The following is a 15,868-nucleotide window of genomic DNA, read 5'->3' on the forward strand; positions in this document are numbered from 1 at the left end:
TCAGGTTTCTTGCCTTGGGCAACGGTGGGTGCTGCGGTGGTCAGGGCGAGGATTTCGCGGCGGTGAGGCGTGTTTGATTTCCAAAGTTGGCGGCGATCAAATTGCCGCCGCCAACCGAGCCTAGCCTCATTTTTCTTTCCGAACACCCTTGAAAGGCGACTTATCGGAAGTCTTGACGTCCATGAACCTTCCGGTGCTGGTGTCCCGCTTCACATAATTCCCAGACGGCGTTTTTGTTTGGGACCTACCTTTGACGGCGCCAATTCTTTGGTTGTCGCCGTATGGTTTGTTCTTGGCCATGATCAATTCTCCTATTGTGTGTGGCATGCCCTAGAGCAGTGATAGCAACCGTTCACTTGACTGTAATGGCGGCGCGCTGCGGCGACCGCGGTGGAACAGTGATCATGTTCCCCGAGGTAGGTGCGGTTGCCTGCGCCCGGCATCCACGCGCAGCCTTCTTTGTGCACCTCGTGATCGCCGTTAGGTTGAGAATTGTCGTTAACGTAGTAACGTTTCGTCATTTTGATGGCTCCTTGACCATAATGGGCGAAGGCCATCTTGACAGTCTCGAGGAGAGGAACTTAATCTCGCCTTGCATCCAAAACCCCGCCGTGGCCTTCAGACTACTGGCGGAACCGGTTTGCAGGCGTCGTCGCGATTGCAGTCGCGGCGACGTCAACGATTCAAGCCGGTCGACGACATCAATATCGCGCGACCTAGTGCCGCATGTCAAGGGAGACGCAGCAAAAAGCGGTATTGACCCGCATTTTGTGCCATACGGCACGTTTTACATCAAAATCTGCGACTGTCAATAACTTTTCCAGTAGTTATCCACAGGAAAATTCGCTATGTGGCGCAAACCGATTCGGCGGCCACCACATCTAGAAGCCCAGCCGATTTATTTGACCGATGTACTGTCGCCCGCGAATCGGGGCTATTGTCGATTGACCAGGCTTCACCCCTGCAGCGCCCGCACCCCGATCTCGCCCTCTTGGCGCGCCTGCATCGCTAGCGCCGCCGCATGGGCCGCCGCGGCGGTTGTGTAGTAGGGGATCCGGTCCGCCAGGGCCACGGCGCGCATCGAGCGGCTGTCCTCGACCGCCTGCTTGCCCTCGGTTGTGTTCATCACCAGCGTCACGCCGCCATCCTTCATCACGTCCACGATGGTGCGCCCGCCCTCATAGGCCTTGTTGACCACCTCGGAGGCGATGCCGTTCGCCTCGAGAAAGCTCGCCGTGCCGCGGGTCGCCAGGATCGCAAAGCCCAGCTCTACCAGCGTCCGCGCCGTCTCGACCAGCTGCGGCGTCTTGTCGTCGTCCTTGATCGAGAAGAACACCGTGCCCTCGGTCGGCAGGATCGTGCCCGCGCCCATCTGCGCCTTCAGGAACGCGCGCGGGAAGCTGCGCGCCCAGCCCATGACCTCGCCGGTGGAGCGCATCTCTGGCCCCAGCAGCGTGTCCACGCCGGGGAAGCGGTTAAAGGGCATCACCGCCTCCTTCACGCTGAACCACGGCATGTTCGGGTCCACCAGCGTCATCGGGTCCGCCAGGGGCATCGGCTCGTGCCGCTCTGCCTGCGGGTAGGCCGCGCGCTTGGGGAAGTTCGAGAGCGGCTCGCCCGCCATCAGCCGCGAGGCGATGGCCGCGATGGCGCTGTCGGTGGCCTTGGCCACGAACGGCACCGTGCGCGAGGCGCGCGGGTTCACCTCGATCAGGTAGACCGTGCCGTCCTTGACCGCGTATTGCACGTTCATCAGCCCGACCACGTTCAGCGCGCGCGCCAGCGCCACGGATTGGCGCTCTAGCTCGGCGATCATGTCGGCGGAAAGCGAGTGCGGCGGCAGGCAGCAGGCGCTGTCGCCGGAATGCACGCCGGCCTCCTCGATATGCTGCATCACGCCCGCGATATGCACATTCTCGCCGTCGCAGAGGCAGTCCACATCCACCTCCACCGCGCCAGACAGATAGCTGTCGAGCAGCACCGGGCTGTCACCGGACACAACCACGGCCTCGGCGATGTAGCGGCGCAGCTGCTCCATGTCGCGCACGATCTCCATCGCGCGCCCGCCCAGCACATAGGAGGGGCGGATCACCAGCGGGAAGCCGATCTCCTCGGCCTTGCTCAGCGCCTCTTCATCGGTCGAGGCGATGGCATTGTTGGGTTGGTGCAGGCCCAGGTCGTTCACCAGCGCCTGGAAGCGCTCGCGATCCTCGGCCCAGTCGATGCTATCGGGCGAGGTGCCCAGGATCGGAATGCCCGCGTCGTGCAGGGCATTCGCCAGCTTCAGCGGGGTCTGCCCGCCGAATTGCACGATCACGCCGTGCAGGTTGCCATTGTCCTGCTCCACCCGCAGGATCTCCATCACATGCTCGAATGTGAGGGGCTCAAAGTAGAGCCTGTCGGACGTGTCATAGTCGGTCGAGACCGTCTCGGGGTTGCAGTTGACCATGATGGTCTCGTAACCCGCATCTGAGAGCGCATAGCAGGCGTGGCAGCAGCAATAGTCGAACTCGATGCCCTGGCCGATCCGGTTCGGGCCGCCGCCCAGGATCACGACCTTCTTGGCCTCCGAGGGGCGGGCCTCGCATTCCACCTCGCCCATCACGGGGGTCTCGTAGGTGGAGTACATATAGGGCGTCTGGGCCTCGAACTCGGCCGCACAGGTGTCGATGCGCTTGAAGACCGCGTTCACCCCAAGGTTGCGGCGCGCGGCGCGCACATTGTCCTCGTCCCGGCCGGTCAGCTTGCCCAGCCGCGCGTCGGTGAAGCCCAGCATCTTGAGCCGGCGCAGGCCCTGTTCGGTCACCGGCAGGCCGTCCTTGCGGACCTGCGCCTCGGCGTCGATGATCTCGCGGATGCGGTCCAGGAACCAGGGATCAAAGGCGGTGACCGCCTGGATGTCGTCGTTGGACATGCCCTCGCGCATGGCCTGGGCGATGCGGCGCAGCCGGTCGGGGTGCTGCGCGGCGATGAGCTTGGTCAGGGCGGCGGGATCTTCCCCGAGACCGGGGACCGCGACCTCGTCAAAGCCGGTCAGGCCGCTTTCCATCGAGGCCAGCGCCTTTTGCACGCTCTCGTGGAAGGTGCGCCCGATGGACATCACCTCGCCCACGGATTTCATCGCGGTGGTCAGGTGCGGCTCGGCGCCGGGGAACTTCTCGAAGGCGAATTTCGGGATCTTGGTGACGACGTAGTCAATCGTCGGCTCAAAGGATGCGGGCGTGACCTTGGTGATGTCGTTGTCGAGCTCGTCCAGCGTGTAGCCCACGGCCAGCTTCGCCGCGATCTTGGCGATCGGAAAGCCCGTGGCCTTGGACGCCAGGGCGGAGGACCGCGACACCCGCGGGTTCATCTCGATCACCACCATGCGGCCGTCCTCGGGGTTCACCGCCCATTGCACGTTCGAGCCGCCGGTCTCGACCCCGATCTCGCGCAGCACCGCAATCGAGTGGTTGCGCATGATCTGGTATTCTTTGTCGGTCAGCGTGAGCGCCGGGGCCACGGTGATCGAATCGCCCGTGTGCACGCCCATCGGGTCCACGTTCTCGATGGCGCAGACGATGATGGCGTTGTCGGCGCGGTCGCGCACGACCTCCATCTCGAATTCCTTCCAGCCCAGCAGGCTTTCGTCGATCAGGATCTGGTTGACGGGGGAGGCGTCCAGGCCGGTCTTGCAGATATGCTCGAACTCGGCGCGGTTATTGGCCACGCCGCCGCCGGTGCCGCCCATGGTGAAGGCGGGGCGGATGATCGCGGGCAGGCCGATATCCTCCAGCGCGCCCATGCATTCCTCCATCGTGTTGGCGATGGTGGCGCGGGGGTTCTCGATGCCCAGCCGGTCCATCGCCTCGCGGAAGAGCTTGCGGTCCTCGGCCATCTCGATGGCTTCGCGCTTTGCGCCGATCATCTCGACGTTGAACTTGTCCAGCACGCCCATCTCTTCGAGCGCCAGCGAGGTGTTCAGCCCGGTCTGCCCGCCCATGGTGGGCAGCAGCGCGTCGGGGCGCTCTTTCTCGATGATGGTGGCGACCACCTCTGGCGTGATGGGCTCGATATAGGTGGCATCGGCCAGGCCGGGATCGGTCATGATCGTGGCGGGGTTGGAGTTCACCAGGATCACCCGGTAGCCCTCCTCCTTGAGCGCCTTACAGGCCTGCGCGCCGGAGTAGTCGAACTCGCAGGCTTGGCCGATGATGATTGGACCCGCGCCGATGATCATGATCGACTGGATGTCTGTGCGCTTCGGCATGTGCCGCTCCCGATGTCCGTAAGCTGGCGCCCTGGCGGGGGTGTCCAAATTGTCGGGGGTTATAGGCATGGGTCGCGCGGGCGCAACCCCCTATGCCCGGATGCCTCGCGTGACCGCCAGGAAAAGCAAGATCATGGTCGCGCTTCCCAGCGCGGCGGTCGGGAAGTCGCCGGGGAAGGGCCCGCGCAGCTCCACCATCTGCGCCACGACGAGACGGGTGTTGGGCGACCGGAACTCGGCCCAAGCGGTATCGCTATGCGTCAGCGCGTCAGCGCACCGCCGCGCGTCTGAGGATTGGGGTGCCCATGCTCGGTTGCCCTGTTCTTTCCCGCGCGTGCTGTAGGAGCTGCGGTGGTTACTCGGCCGCGTGGTGCACCCGCGAGCTGCGTTTCCTCTTCGGCGATGGGCCGGTCGCGTCCGCGCAGAGATACTCGCGCGTGAGCGGCACCGCCTCTTGCTTTTTGGCCAGCTGGAACTGGAACACGCATTGCCTGTTGTAGCGAAAGGTCATCTCGGAGGCGACCAGGTACCAGCGCCACATCCGGCAGAACCGCGCATCGTAGAGCTCCTCGACGCGGTCATAATTGGCCATGAACCGTTCGTGCCAATGGCGCAGGGTTTCCGCGTAATGCAGCCGCCAGACCTCGATATCGGTCGGGTAGAGGTCCTGGTTCTCGATCGGCACCAGCGCCTCGGACATCGAGGGCACATAGCCGCCGGGGAAGATGTATTTCAGCACCCATGGGTTGGTGAAGCCCGGTGGGGCCACCCGGCCAATCGTGTGGATCAGCGCGACGCCGCCATCGTTGAGCTTGTTGCGGACCTGGCCGAAATACTCCTCGTAATGCGGTACGCCGACATGCTCGAACATGCCCACGCTGACGATCCGGTCGAAGGTCTCGGGCACCTCGCGGTAGTCCTGCAGGCGGAACTCCACGCGGTCGTCCAGGCCCTCGGCCTTGGCGCGGGCGCAGGCCACCTTGTGCTGTTCCTCGCTGAGCGTCACGCCCACCACCCGCGCGCCGAAGTCGCGCGCCAGCGTCAGCCCCATGCCGCCCCAGCCGCAGCCGATATCCAGGACGGTCATGTCCTTCTCGATCAAAAGCTTCTTGCCGATATGCGCCTTCTTTTGCGCCTGAGCCTGTTCCAGCGTGTCCTGGGGCGTGCGGAAATAGGCGCAGCTATACTGCTTGTCGGTGTCCAAAAAGAGGTCGTAGAGCGCCCCCGACAGGTCGTAGTGATGCGCCACGTTCTTGCGCGCGATCCCAAGGCGGTTGCGCTGGTTCATCCGGCGCTTCCAGGTGCGCAGCCTGCCCAGCCAGCGCTGCCAGGTGGTCACGTTGTCCCTGCCGACATTCTCGACGATGAGCGATAGGAAGCCGCGCAGATCGTCGCCCTCGACCACCATGGTGCCGTCCATATAGGTCTCGCCGGCGTAGAGATCCGGGTTCAACAGCAGCTGGCGCAGCGCCTGCCTGGTCGTAAACGAGACCTCGACCAGATCACGGGTCCCGTCCCCATAGATCTCGGTCCTTCCGCTTGGAAAGTTGACTTTGAGGCTACCGGATTGGAACACGGTCGCCATCATATGATCAAAGAGTTTCTCCCACATGTCGCCCCCCCTCGACACTCATTTGCGCCGTCTAAGACGGTGCGGTGCCACGTTCCCGGCGCCGCAGAGACGTAAAATTCCGGGGGATTTTGCCAAAGGTTCAGGCGTTTGTCTAGATTTTGGCGTGCGATGCGCGATCTGGCGCCTTGACTTCGCCCGCGATCAGGGGTCAATCGGCGCCGATCCAGAACCCGCGCCACAAGGGGGCCATCCATGCACGCCTATCGCAGCCACACATGCGCCGACCTTCGCAAGGACCATGTCGGCCAGACCGCCCGCCTGTCCGGGTGGGTGCACCGCGTGCGCGATCACGGCGGCGTTTTGTTCATCGACCTGCGCGACCATTACGGCGTGACCCAGCTGATATGCGACCCGGATTCGCCGGTCTTCGCCGAGGTCGAGAAGCTGCGCTCTGAGTGGTGCGTCCGCATCGACGGCGATGTGAAGGCCCGCGCCGACAGCCTGGTGAACGACAAGATCCCCACCGGCGAGGTCGAGGTCTTCATCCGCGACCTGGAGGTGCTCGGCGACGCGCCCGAGCTGCCGCTGATCGTCTTCGGTGACCAGGAATACCCGGAAGAGACGCGCCTGAAATACCGCTTCCTTGACCTGCGGCGCGAGCAGATGCAGCGCAACATGACCCTGCGCTCGGACGTGGTGGCCAGCATCCGCAAGCGGATGTGGGACCAGGGGTTCCGCGAGTATCAGACGCCGATCATCACCGCCTCGTCGCCCGAGGGCGCGCGCGACTTCCTGGTGCCAAGCCGGTTGCATCCGGGCAAGTTCTACGCGCTGCCGCAGGCCCCGCAGCAGTTCAAGCAGCTCTTGATGGTCTCGGGCTTCGACAAGTACTTCCAGATCGCGCCCTGTTTTCGCGATGAGGACCCGCGCGCCGACCGCTCGCCCACGGATTTCTACCAGCTCGACCTGGAGATGTCGTTCGTGGAGCAGCAGGACGTGTTCGACACCGCCGCGCCGGTGATCGCGGGCGTGTTTGAGGAGTTCGGCGGCGGTCGTAAGGTCGACGCCCCGGCCGAGTGGCCGCAGATCCCCTACAAGACCTCGATGCTGAAATACGGCACCGACAAGCCCGACCTGCGCAACCCGATCGAGATGCAGGTCGTCAGCGAGCATTTCGCCGGCTCCGGCTTTGCCATCTTCGCCAAGCTCCTGGAGAACGAGGGCACCGAGATCCGCGCCATCCCCGCCCCCACCGGCGGCAGCCGCAAGTTCTGCGACCGGATGAACGTCTTTGCCCAAAAGGAAGGCCTGCCGGGCATGGGCTATATCTTCTGGCGCCAGCAATCGCCGGACAGCATCGCGCAAGAGCGCGGCATCTCGGTCAAAGAGGTCAACGCCCTGATCAAGTCGGGCGAGATCGTTCTGGGCAACGAGGCCGCCGGGCCCTTGGCCAAGAATATCGGCCCCGAGCGCACCGAGGCGATCCGCCAGCAGCTGGGCCTGGGCGTCGGCGACGCCGCCTTTTTCCTGGGCGGCAAGCCCAGCGCCTTCGAGCGCGTCGCCGCCAAGGCTCGCGTCACCATCGGCGACGAGCTGGGCCTGACCGACACCGACCGTTTCGCCTTCGCCTGGATCGTGGACTTCCCGATCTACGAGGCCGACGAAGAGACCGGCAAGGTCGATTTCGAGCACAACCCCTTCTCGATGCCCCAGGGCGGGATGGCGGCGCTGGAGGGCGACCCGCTGGCGGTGAAGGGCTATCAGTATGACCTGGCCTGCAACGGCTACGAGCTGGTCTCGGGCGCGATCCGGAACCACAAACCCGAGATCATGTTCAAGGCCTTCGAGATCGCCGGCTACGGCCAGGACGAGGTGCGCCGCCGCTTCGGCGGGATGGTCAACGCCTTCACCTATGGCGCGCCGCCCCATGGCGGCTGCGCGGCGGGGATCGACCGCATCGTGATGCTGCTGGCGGATCAGGATAACATCCGCGAGGTGATCCTGTTCCCGATGAACCAGCGGGCCGAGGATCTTATGATGGACGCGCCGTCAGAGCCGCTGAACGAGCAGCTGATGGAGCTGGGGCTGCGGGTGCTGCCGCGCGAGGAATAGCGGCGGCGGCGGCCGCTTGGGCGCCCGCGTAAGGATCTTTTAGGCCAATTCAGCGCCGCCCTGCCGACGGAAACCGAACGGCTGTCCGTATGACCATCATGGCGCTATCCTGCGGCTGATCGGATCATAGGGACTGCAGTTTTGCTTTTTGACTGGCCCATCTCGACCCAGACCTACGCGACGATCCGGTTTGGGTTGGGCTACCCCTCGGCGGGCGAGCCGCGCGACGCCGCGGAGATCCTGGACCGCCTGGCGGGGCCGGATGCGATGGCCGAGGCGCATCCTTTCCTGCCGGAGGCAGAGGCCCGGACCCTGGCGCGCGCGGTGCTCCTGGCCCGGCGGGTGAAGCGCAAGACCAAGGACGGCGCCGCACTTGCCACGGCGCGCAAGGAGATCCGCGCCGCGCAGGCCAATGTGCTGCTGGCGGATCTTGCCCGCGCGGTGGAGACAAGCGATCCCTTCCGCGAACGGCTGCAGAGCTTTTGGCTCAACCATTTCGCCGCCCGCGCAAAGATGAACATTCTGCGGCCAATGGCGTCGAGCTATGCCGGTGAGGCGATCCGGCCGCATGTCGCTTCGCGTTTCGCCGACCTGCTGAAGGCCGCCGTCACGCATCCCTTCATGCTGGTCTACCTTGATCAGCCGGAATCGATCGGACCGAACTCGGTATTCGGGGCCAGGAAGGGGCGCGGGTTGAACGAAAACCTCGCCCGCGAGGTGATCGAGCTGCACACGCTGGGCGTTGGGGCGGATTACAGCCAGGCCGATGTCCGGCAATTCGCAGAGCTGCTCACCGGCCTTGATTACGACCCGCGCCGGGGGCTGCGGTTCCTGCCCAGCCGCGCGGAGCCGGGGCCCGAGACCGTGCTGGGCACGGAATACGGCGCTGATCCGGCGCGTGTCGAGCACATCCACGCCGCGCTAGAGGACATCGCGCTGCACCCCGCGACCGGCCCGCATCTGTGCCGCAAGCTGGCGGCGCATTTCGTGGCCGACGCCCCGGATGCCGGTCTGGTGGCGCATATGGCGGCGGCCTATCGCAGCAGCGGCGGGCATCTGATGGAGGTCTACGCCGCGATGCTGGAGCATCCCGCGGCCTGGGCCGGGTTTGGCGGCAAGGTGAAGCGCCCGATGGAGTTGGTGATCTCAAGCCTGCGGGCGGTGGGCGTGCGCGCCGCCGATCTTGAGCGCCTGGGCCCGGGGCAGGTACGCAAGCGCATCGAGCTGGCCTTGCGGCGCATGGGGCAGGCCTATGGCCAGGTGCCCAGCCCCGAGGGCTGGCCGGATAACGCCGAGGCCTGGGTGCATCCGCATGGCGTGGCCGGGCGCATCGGCTGGGCGCTGGGGCTGGCGCGGCACATCCCCGGCGGCGCTCCGGACCCGCGGGAGTTCGTGCACAACGCGCTTGGTGACGCCGCCAGTGAGCGGCTGGTCTGGGCGGCGGGCGCGGCGGAGAACCGCGCCCTGGGCGTGGCACTTGTGCTGGGCTCGGCAGAGTTCAACCGGCGATGAGAGGAGCGGGCGCGATGGATATCTCTCGAAGGGGGCTTTTGCTGGGCGCGTGTTCGGCTGCGGCGCATCCGCTGATGACCTCGGTGACCTTGGCCGCGGCGCCCACTGACGCGCGTCTGATCGTGATCGTGCTGCGCGGCGGCATGGACGGGCTGGATGTGGTGCGCCCGGTGGGCGACCCGCTTTATCAGCGCTACCGCCCCACGCTGGCGCAGCCCGGGCTGGACCTGACCGGCTATTTCGCGCTGCATCCCGGCCTTGCGGAGCTGATGCCGCTTTGGCGGCGAGGGCAGCTGGGCTTTGCCCATGCCGTCTCGACGCCCTATCGCGACAAGCGCAGCCATTTCGACGGGCAGGACCTGCTGGAGGCCGGGACGCCCGCGATGGGCGATGGCCGCGCGCGCGGTGGCTGGCTGAACCGCCTGGTGGGCGCGATGCCGGGCGCCTCGGTGGAGCTGGCCTTTGGCGTGGGCAATGACGAGCTACGGATTCTTGGCGGCGAAAGCCCCGTCAGCCGCTGGTCACCGGAGGTCGAGGTCGACCTGACGCCCGCCGCCGAGGACCTGTTTCGACATATCTACGCGCCCGACCCACTGTTCGCGCGCGCCGCCGACAAGGGCATGGCGCTTGCCGCGGCGATTGAGAAGAGCGCCCTGCCGCCGCTGCCCAATGGCGCGCGGCGCGACCCGGTGGCGGCATTCGCGGCGCAGCAGCTGCTGGATCAGACGCGGATCGCCGCCTTCTCGGTGGGCGGCTGGGACACCCATCAGCGCCAGTCGCGCGGGATCGCCGGCGCTTTGGGCAAGCTGACCGGCGCGATCCTGAGCCTTGAGGACGGGCTTGGGCCGGGCATCTGGGGCAAGACCATGGTGCTGGCGATGACCGAGTTCGGGCGCACCGTGGCCGAGAACGGCACCAAGGGCACCGATCATGGCACCGCCGGCGCGCTGATCATGGCGGGGGGCGCCCTGCGCGGCGGCGCGGTCTACGGCGATTGGCCCGGCCTGGGCGAGGCCGCGCTGTATAAGCGCCGTGACCTGATGCCCACGGCGGATGTGCGCAGCTACTGCGCCTACGCGATGCGGGACCTGATGGGGGTGGGCAACACGGCCCTAGAGACCCAGATCTTCCCGGGCCTGAGCCTAGAGGCCGACCCGAGGATCACGCTTTAGCCCGGCAGGACCTGCGTGGTCTTCGCAACGGGCTGCGCCTGGTGAGAGGCAACCTGGCTCGGCGTGCCCGCGACGGTCGCCGCGATTGCGGTCGTCAGCGACACAACGCCCAGCATGAACACCCCCCAGTCCAAAGCCCTCATCAGGCGTTGCTTCAGGGCGGGGTCGATGGCAGCGTCGATCATGGTTTGATCCCGTATTCCGAGTGGCGTCTCGAAGGGCATGATCGCGCGAGAATGTGGTGGAAATTAGGGCCAAGAGGGGAGATTTGCGGCCCAAACATGGCAACCCGGACCGAGTGTGAAGGCGAATTCTTAAGAACTGGACTCAGGCCTTGAGGCGGATCGTGGCAGAGCCGAAGGATGTCGCGGGTATTCCGCCTAATACTTAGTGCCTCAAGCTGAAGGCGCCCCGCTTTTTAGCGTGCTCCCAGGAACTCAAATCAAAGCCTCTAGCAGCGCGCCCACAGGATCAGCAGGTTGCGCGCGCCCCGCCTTTCACTGATGTCGCAGGTAAACGGGGGGTCTCTAGATCACCTTTCGCCCCTCAATGCGCTGCTGCAACAGACCTGCAACCCGCGCCAGATCGGACCGAATGGAGCCGCCATCCGAGCTGTGCGCCGCCAAGGACCGTGCCGCCCGTTCCAGATCCGGATCCTGGGCCGTGCGCGCCAAGCCCTGCAGAAACTGCGCCACGTAATCGACGGTCTCGTCGTCATCGGCCTCGGTCAGAATGTCAGCAATGTGCGCAAAGTCGTCTTGCAGCGCGATGCGATCCGGCTCGATGGTTTCGCTGCTGACAAGGCGCAGCCCCTCTGGGCGGATCTCCTCCGGCAGGGCGTCCAGCACCGCGTTCTGGAAATCCAGCAAACTATCGAGCGGCTTGAGCAGCGTGCCGTCGGCGCCCGCCTCGACCGCCTCAACAAACCCGCAATCATCGCCGGAGGTCGCCAGAATAACAGGGATGCGGTTATGCGCCGCGGCCAGATCGCGAATCAGATCCAGCCCCGAGCCGTCCGGGAGGCCAAGATCGACGATGATCACCGTTGGCGCGTAGCCCGCCAAATGCCGGCTTGCCGCGCGCAGGCTATCCGCCCGGCGGATGCGCGCGCCGCTTTTGAGGCATAACAGCCGCACCGCCTCGCTGGCGAACCTGCTATCCTCGACCACCAGCACCGTCATGCCCGCAAGCGGGCGCGACGCGGTGACGACGGGAGACAGCGGAAGCGGGTCAAGAGAGATGGGCATGGCAGACGATCCTATCGGTATGCGACTCAACGTTAACGCCGTATCGGTGAATCCCAGGTTAACCCGACGCCCTGCGGCCTTGCGGACCCTTGCGGCGGCCCCGCCGCAAGACATAAAAGCGCCCAGACATGCCATAGGGAGCCCCCCATGATCGGACGCCTCAACCACGTAGCCATCGCCGTGCCCGACCTTGAGGCCGCCAGCGCGCAGTACCGCGACACGCTTGGCGCCGCGGTCGGCGCCCCGCAGGACGAGCCCGACCACGGCGTCACCGTGGTGTTCATCGAGTTGCCCAACACCAAGATCGAGCTACTCTACCCCCTGGGCGAGGCGAGCCCGATCCAGGGCTTTCTGGACAAGAACCCATCCGGAGGCATCCACCACATGTGCTATGAGGTCGAGGACATCCTTGCCGCGCGCGACCAGCTCAAGGCGCAGGGCGCCCGCGTGCTGGGCAATGGCGAGCCCAAGATCGGCGCCCATGGCAAGCCCGTGCTGTTCCTGCACCCAAAGGACTTCAACGGCTGCCTGCTGGAACTGGAGCAGATCTAATGGGCATCATGTCTGGTCTCGTCCTCTACGCCGTTATCTGGTTCATGACGCTGTTCGTCACCCTGCCGATCCGCCTTGAGACGCAGGGCGACCGCGGGGAGATTGTGCCCGGCACGATGGCCGGCTCGCCGGCGCATATCGACATGCGCAAGCGGTTCAAGATTGTGACCGTGGTGGCGTTTGGCTTTTGGGTTGTGATCGCGGGGATCATCTTCTCTGGGGTGATCACTACCTGCGACTTCGATTGGTTTGACACGATGGCCGAGCAATGCGCGGCGCGTGAGGCTCTTTAGACGGGATTTACTGAGAGCGCCTTTTGGGGCGTGCCAAATCTCTTGCAAGAGATTTGTACTTTCCTTCCAAGGAAAGTTGGGCCCGCGGGCTGGCAAGAGTTGCGCATGGGGAATCATTGAGGGGCGCGCTGAAGAAACTCTTTGAAGAGTTTCGCAATTTTCTTGCAAGAAAATTGCGGTGCGCCAATGCCCGCTGGAAGCCCTCAGCGCCCACAAAGCCTCATTCGCCCGAGTGGGTCCTCACTTAGTGCAAGGCAGCGACCGGTGCGCCTTCGGCAAAGACCGGGCGGCAGATGCTCAGGTGCCGACGCGCCTCGTCGGTATGGCCCAGCTTCAACAGGCAATGCGCATAGCTTAGCTCCAGCAAGTCGCGCTGGGCGCGGCTGCCGCCGATGCGGGCATGGTCCGGCATCAACGCGGCCAGGTCGGTCAGCGCCGCCTGCCAATCCTGACGCGCCATCGCGCCCCAGGCCCGCGCCACCGGGCGCACCAGGTCGGCGGCGAAGCCGCGCGAGGCCTCGGCGATGCGCGCCAGCCGCTCGCCCTCGCCGGCCATGGCATGGGCAAGCGCGCTGTGCATATCCGCAAAACTCTGGCTGGGCTTCGCAAAATGGTTGTTGGCGTAGTCGCTGATCGCCTTCCAGCGCGCAGGGGCGACCTCGAACCCGGCAAGCTCGGCGCGGTGCAAGAGGGCCGCGGAATCGGTGAGGGCGTTGATCGGCAGCGAGCTGGAAGCCTCGGGCGCAATCGCGGCGTCCATCACCGCCCAGACCGCATCGATATCGCCTTGCTCCAGCGACCAGAGCGCGGAATGCCAGCTTAAGTGCCCGTGCAGGATCGCGCGGCTGTCATAGCCCTGCATCCAGTCCTGCAAAAAGGCCAGCCCGATGGCGGTCTCGCCCTGCTCATAGAGCGTATGCGCCTTGAAATGCGAGCCGTTCGCGTTGGCGGGGTTCGACGCCAGCGCCGTCTCCATCAGCGTCAGGGCCGCGTCGAGCTGCCCGGTCTCGCACAGCGAAAGCGCGTGCATGGACTGCATCCACCAGTCGTCGCCGTAATGCGGCAACAGGGCGCTGGTATAGGCCAAGAGCTCGGCCTCGCGCCCCGGCAAGCCCGAGAAGCCGATAAGCCCGAAGATGTTAGTGCTCATCTGCGCGATCAGGGCGTCGGTGGGATGCTCGAGCACATGCGCGGCCACGGCCTTGCGCGCCTCGACGGGCTTGCCGCCCAGCACCAGCGCCACGCAGCCCACGAAGGATTTCTGGCGGGCGTCTCCGCTTGCGGCGAGTTCCTTTGCCCGCGCGATGGAGGCCTTGGCCCCCGTCATATCCGCGGCGTTCATCCGCGCCCGCGCCAGCCCCACATGCCCGAGCGTGAAGCCGGGATCGGCCTCCACCGCCTCAGAGAATGCCTCCACCGCGCCATATGTCGCGGCCAGGATGTGGTCGACGCCCTCGATATACTTATCGCGCGCGACCTCGGATGACGTCGCCAGGTCTTTGCCATATCGGTCGGTCAGTGCCATGCGCCCTCTCCCTGCCAAATTGCCCTGTTAAATCGCTCCGTTAAATTGCCCTGAGACTGTGGCAGCGCCAAAGCGGCCTGGCAAGGTGGTCAGCGCGGGCGGTCCGAGGGGTAGGTGCCGAGGATTCGCAGATAGCTGGTGAAGTAGTCCAGCTCCTCCAGCGCGCGCTGCACCTCGGGGTCGTCCGGGTGCCCGGTGATGTCGGAATAGAACTGCGTGGCGGTAAAGCTGCCATCCACCATGTAGCTTTCCAGCTTGATCATGTTCACGCCATTCGTCGCGAACCCGCCCATCGCCTTGTACAAGGCCGCGGGCAGGTTGCGCACGCGGAACACGAATGTGGTGATCATGGCGTCGCTGCGGCGGCTGTGGTCCGGCTCGGGCGACATGATCAAGAACCGCGTGGTGTTGGTGTCGTTATCCTCGATGTTGCGGGCCAGGATATCGAGCCCGTAGGTCTCGCCTGCCAGGGCGCTGGCCAGCGCGGCATTCGACGGGTCGCCCCACTCGGCCACCTCGCGCGCGGCGCGGGCGTTGTCAGAGCTGACCCGCCCCCGAATCCCGTGCTTGGTCAGAAAACCCGCGCATTGCGGCAGCAAAACGAGGTGCGAATAGGCCTCTTTCACATCCCCCACCCGCGCGCCCTTCACGCCCAGCAGGCTGATATGCACGCGCACGAAGGCCTCGTCGATAATGTGCAGCCCCGATTCGGGCAGCAGGCGGTGGATGTCGGCCACGCGCCCATAGGTCGTGTTCTCCACCGGCAGCATCGCCAGATCGGCGTCACCGGCGTTCACCGCGGCGATCACGTCCTCGAAGGTGCGGCAGGGCAGGGGCTCGAAGTCCGGCCGCGCGGCCAGGCAGGCCTCGTGACTATAGGCCCCAAGCTCTCCTTGGAATGCGATCTTTGCCATGTTGCTGCGTCCTTAGAGCTTGTTAACCCCGCGCCGATAGATAATCCGCAAAGGGGCGTTTGGTCGCGCCCCATACACCTTGAACCTTGCACGCGGAAGCGGGTACACACAGCCAAGCTTTGGGCTAGGACGAAACGCGACATGTTCGACACAATGACAGCTACCAAGATCGTGGGAGCCATCTGCGGCACTTTTCTGGTCTTTCTTCTCGGCAACTTTGCCGGGGAACTTATCTATCACGTAGGCGCCTCGGACCATGGTGACGGTCACGGCGACGGCCACGGCAAGGTGGTGCAGGCCTACACGATCGACACCGGGGTGACAGATGACCACGGCGGAGATGACGAGCCGGAGATCCCCTTCTCTGAGATCTATGCGGCCGCCGACCCGGCCAAGGGCGAGGGCGAGTTCAAGGCCTGCAAGTCCTGCCACAAGGTGGAGGACGGCGCCAACGGCACCGGGCCGCATCTTTATGGCCTGGTCGGGCGCGCCGTCGGCGGCGTCGACGGGTTCGGCTACTCTGGCAACCTCGTGAAGGTCGCGCAGACCTGGGGCGTTGAAGAGCTCAACCTCTTCCTGGAGAACCCCAAGGGCTACGCGCCGGGCACCAAAATGTCCTATCGGGGCATGAAGGACCCCGAAGATCGCGCGAATTTGATCGCCTGGCTTGATTCGCTTGACGATTAACCTTGTGTTTACGAACGCTTGCGAAAGCCGCC

At 65.2% G+C, this 15,868-nt stretch carries 13 protein-coding genes; 6 read left to right on the plus strand and 7 right to left on the minus strand.

What is annotated here, in order from left to right:
- Window positions 1-126 precede the first annotated feature (126 nt).
- The 3 genes from AIOL_RS25760 to AIOL_RS22455 form a co-directional block, all read right to left on the minus strand.
- Window positions 127-300 (minus strand): hypothetical protein, encoded by a 174-nt coding sequence (locus tag AIOL_RS25760; RefSeq protein ID WP_200898777.1) that lies wholly within the window; start codon window positions 298-300, stop codon window positions 127-129.
- Between the two features lie 655 nt (window positions 301-955).
- Window positions 956-4,249, minus strand: coding sequence for a carbamoyl-phosphate synthase large subunit (carB, locus tag AIOL_RS22450; RefSeq protein WP_049645028.1), 3,294 nt, complete (start codon window positions 4,247-4,249; stop codon window positions 956-958).
- A gap of 355 nt (window positions 4,250-4,604) precedes the next feature.
- Window positions 4,605-5,861: an SAM-dependent methyltransferase gene (locus AIOL_RS22455; RefSeq protein WP_049645029.1), complete on the minus strand. Its 1,257-nt coding sequence runs from the start codon at window positions 5,859-5,861 to the stop codon at window positions 4,605-4,607.
- Between the two features lie 213 nt (window positions 5,862-6,074).
- Here AIOL_RS22455 and aspS point away from each other — a divergent pair, with 213 nt between their 5' ends.
- From aspS to AIOL_RS22470, 3 genes are all read left to right on the plus strand, one after another.
- The gene (aspS, locus tag AIOL_RS22460; RefSeq protein ID WP_049645030.1) at window positions 6,075-7,934 is read left to right on the plus strand and encodes an aspartate--tRNA ligase; all 1,860 of its coding nucleotides are present in this window, start codon (window positions 6,075-6,077) and stop codon (window positions 7,932-7,934) included.
- 141 nt (window positions 7,935-8,075) lie between these two features.
- The gene (locus tag AIOL_RS22465; RefSeq protein ID WP_053101344.1) at window positions 8,076-9,446 is read left to right on the plus strand and encodes a DUF1800 domain-containing protein; all 1,371 of its coding nucleotides are present in this window, start codon (window positions 8,076-8,078) and stop codon (window positions 9,444-9,446) included.
- 14 nt (window positions 9,447-9,460) lie between these two features.
- Complete coding sequence (locus AIOL_RS22470) at window positions 9,461-10,618, plus strand: DUF1501 domain-containing protein (RefSeq protein WP_082152741.1); 1,158 nt, start codon at window positions 9,461-9,463, stop codon at window positions 10,616-10,618.
- Here AIOL_RS22470 and AIOL_RS22475 read toward each other — a convergent pair.
- Together AIOL_RS22475 and AIOL_RS22480 are read right to left on the minus strand one after the other, a co-directional pair.
- Window positions 10,615-10,803, minus strand: a complete 189-nt coding sequence (locus AIOL_RS22475; RefSeq protein WP_152912644.1) for a hypothetical protein — start codon at window positions 10,801-10,803, stop codon at window positions 10,615-10,617. The two genes, AIOL_RS22470 and AIOL_RS22475, sit on opposite strands and share 4 nt — an antisense overlap.
- A gap of 342 nt (window positions 10,804-11,145) precedes the next feature.
- A complete protein-coding gene (locus AIOL_RS22480) occupies window positions 11,146-11,865 on the minus strand; it encodes a response regulator (RefSeq protein ID WP_049645033.1) in 720 nt (239 codons plus the stop codon).
- Between the two features lie 147 nt (window positions 11,866-12,012).
- Between AIOL_RS22480 and mce the strand changes: the two genes are divergently transcribed.
- Together mce and AIOL_RS22490 are read left to right on the plus strand one after the other, a co-directional pair.
- Window positions 12,013-12,417 carry a methylmalonyl-CoA epimerase gene (mce, locus tag AIOL_RS22485; RefSeq protein ID WP_049645034.1) on the plus strand — a complete coding sequence of 135 codons (405 nt, stop codon included), beginning with the start codon at window positions 12,013-12,015 and terminating at the stop codon, window positions 12,415-12,417.
- An 8-nt stretch (window positions 12,418-12,425) separates the two neighbouring features.
- The gene (locus tag AIOL_RS22490; RefSeq protein ID WP_394298931.1) at window positions 12,426-12,710 is read left to right on the plus strand and encodes a DUF1467 family protein; all 285 of its coding nucleotides are present in this window, start codon (window positions 12,426-12,428) and stop codon (window positions 12,708-12,710) included.
- Window positions 12,711-12,954: 244 nt separating this feature from the next.
- Here the strand turns inward: AIOL_RS22490 and AIOL_RS22495 are convergent, their stop codons facing one another.
- The gene (locus tag AIOL_RS22495) at window positions 12,955-14,235 is read right to left on the minus strand and encodes a tetratricopeptide repeat protein (RefSeq protein WP_049645036.1); all 1,281 of its coding nucleotides are present in this window, start codon (window positions 14,233-14,235) and stop codon (window positions 12,955-12,957) included.
- 89 nt (window positions 14,236-14,324) lie between these two features.
- Window positions 14,325-15,149, minus strand: a complete 825-nt coding sequence (locus AIOL_RS22500) for a prephenate dehydratase (RefSeq protein ID WP_049645037.1) — start codon at window positions 15,147-15,149, stop codon at window positions 14,325-14,327.
- A 153-nt stretch (window positions 15,150-15,302) separates the two neighbouring features.
- Between AIOL_RS22500 and AIOL_RS22505 the strand changes: the two genes are divergently transcribed.
- On the plus strand, window positions 15,303-15,836 hold the full coding sequence (locus tag AIOL_RS22505) for a c-type cytochrome (RefSeq protein WP_235439139.1): 534 nt from the start codon (window positions 15,303-15,305) through the stop codon (window positions 15,834-15,836).
- Window positions 15,837-15,868 lie beyond the last annotated feature (32 nt).

Origin of the sequence: Candidatus Rhodobacter oscarellae, assembly GCF_001078595.1 — a bacterium.
GTDB lineage: Bacteria > Pseudomonadota > Alphaproteobacteria > Rhodobacterales > Rhodobacteraceae > Rhodobacter_B > Rhodobacter_B oscarellae.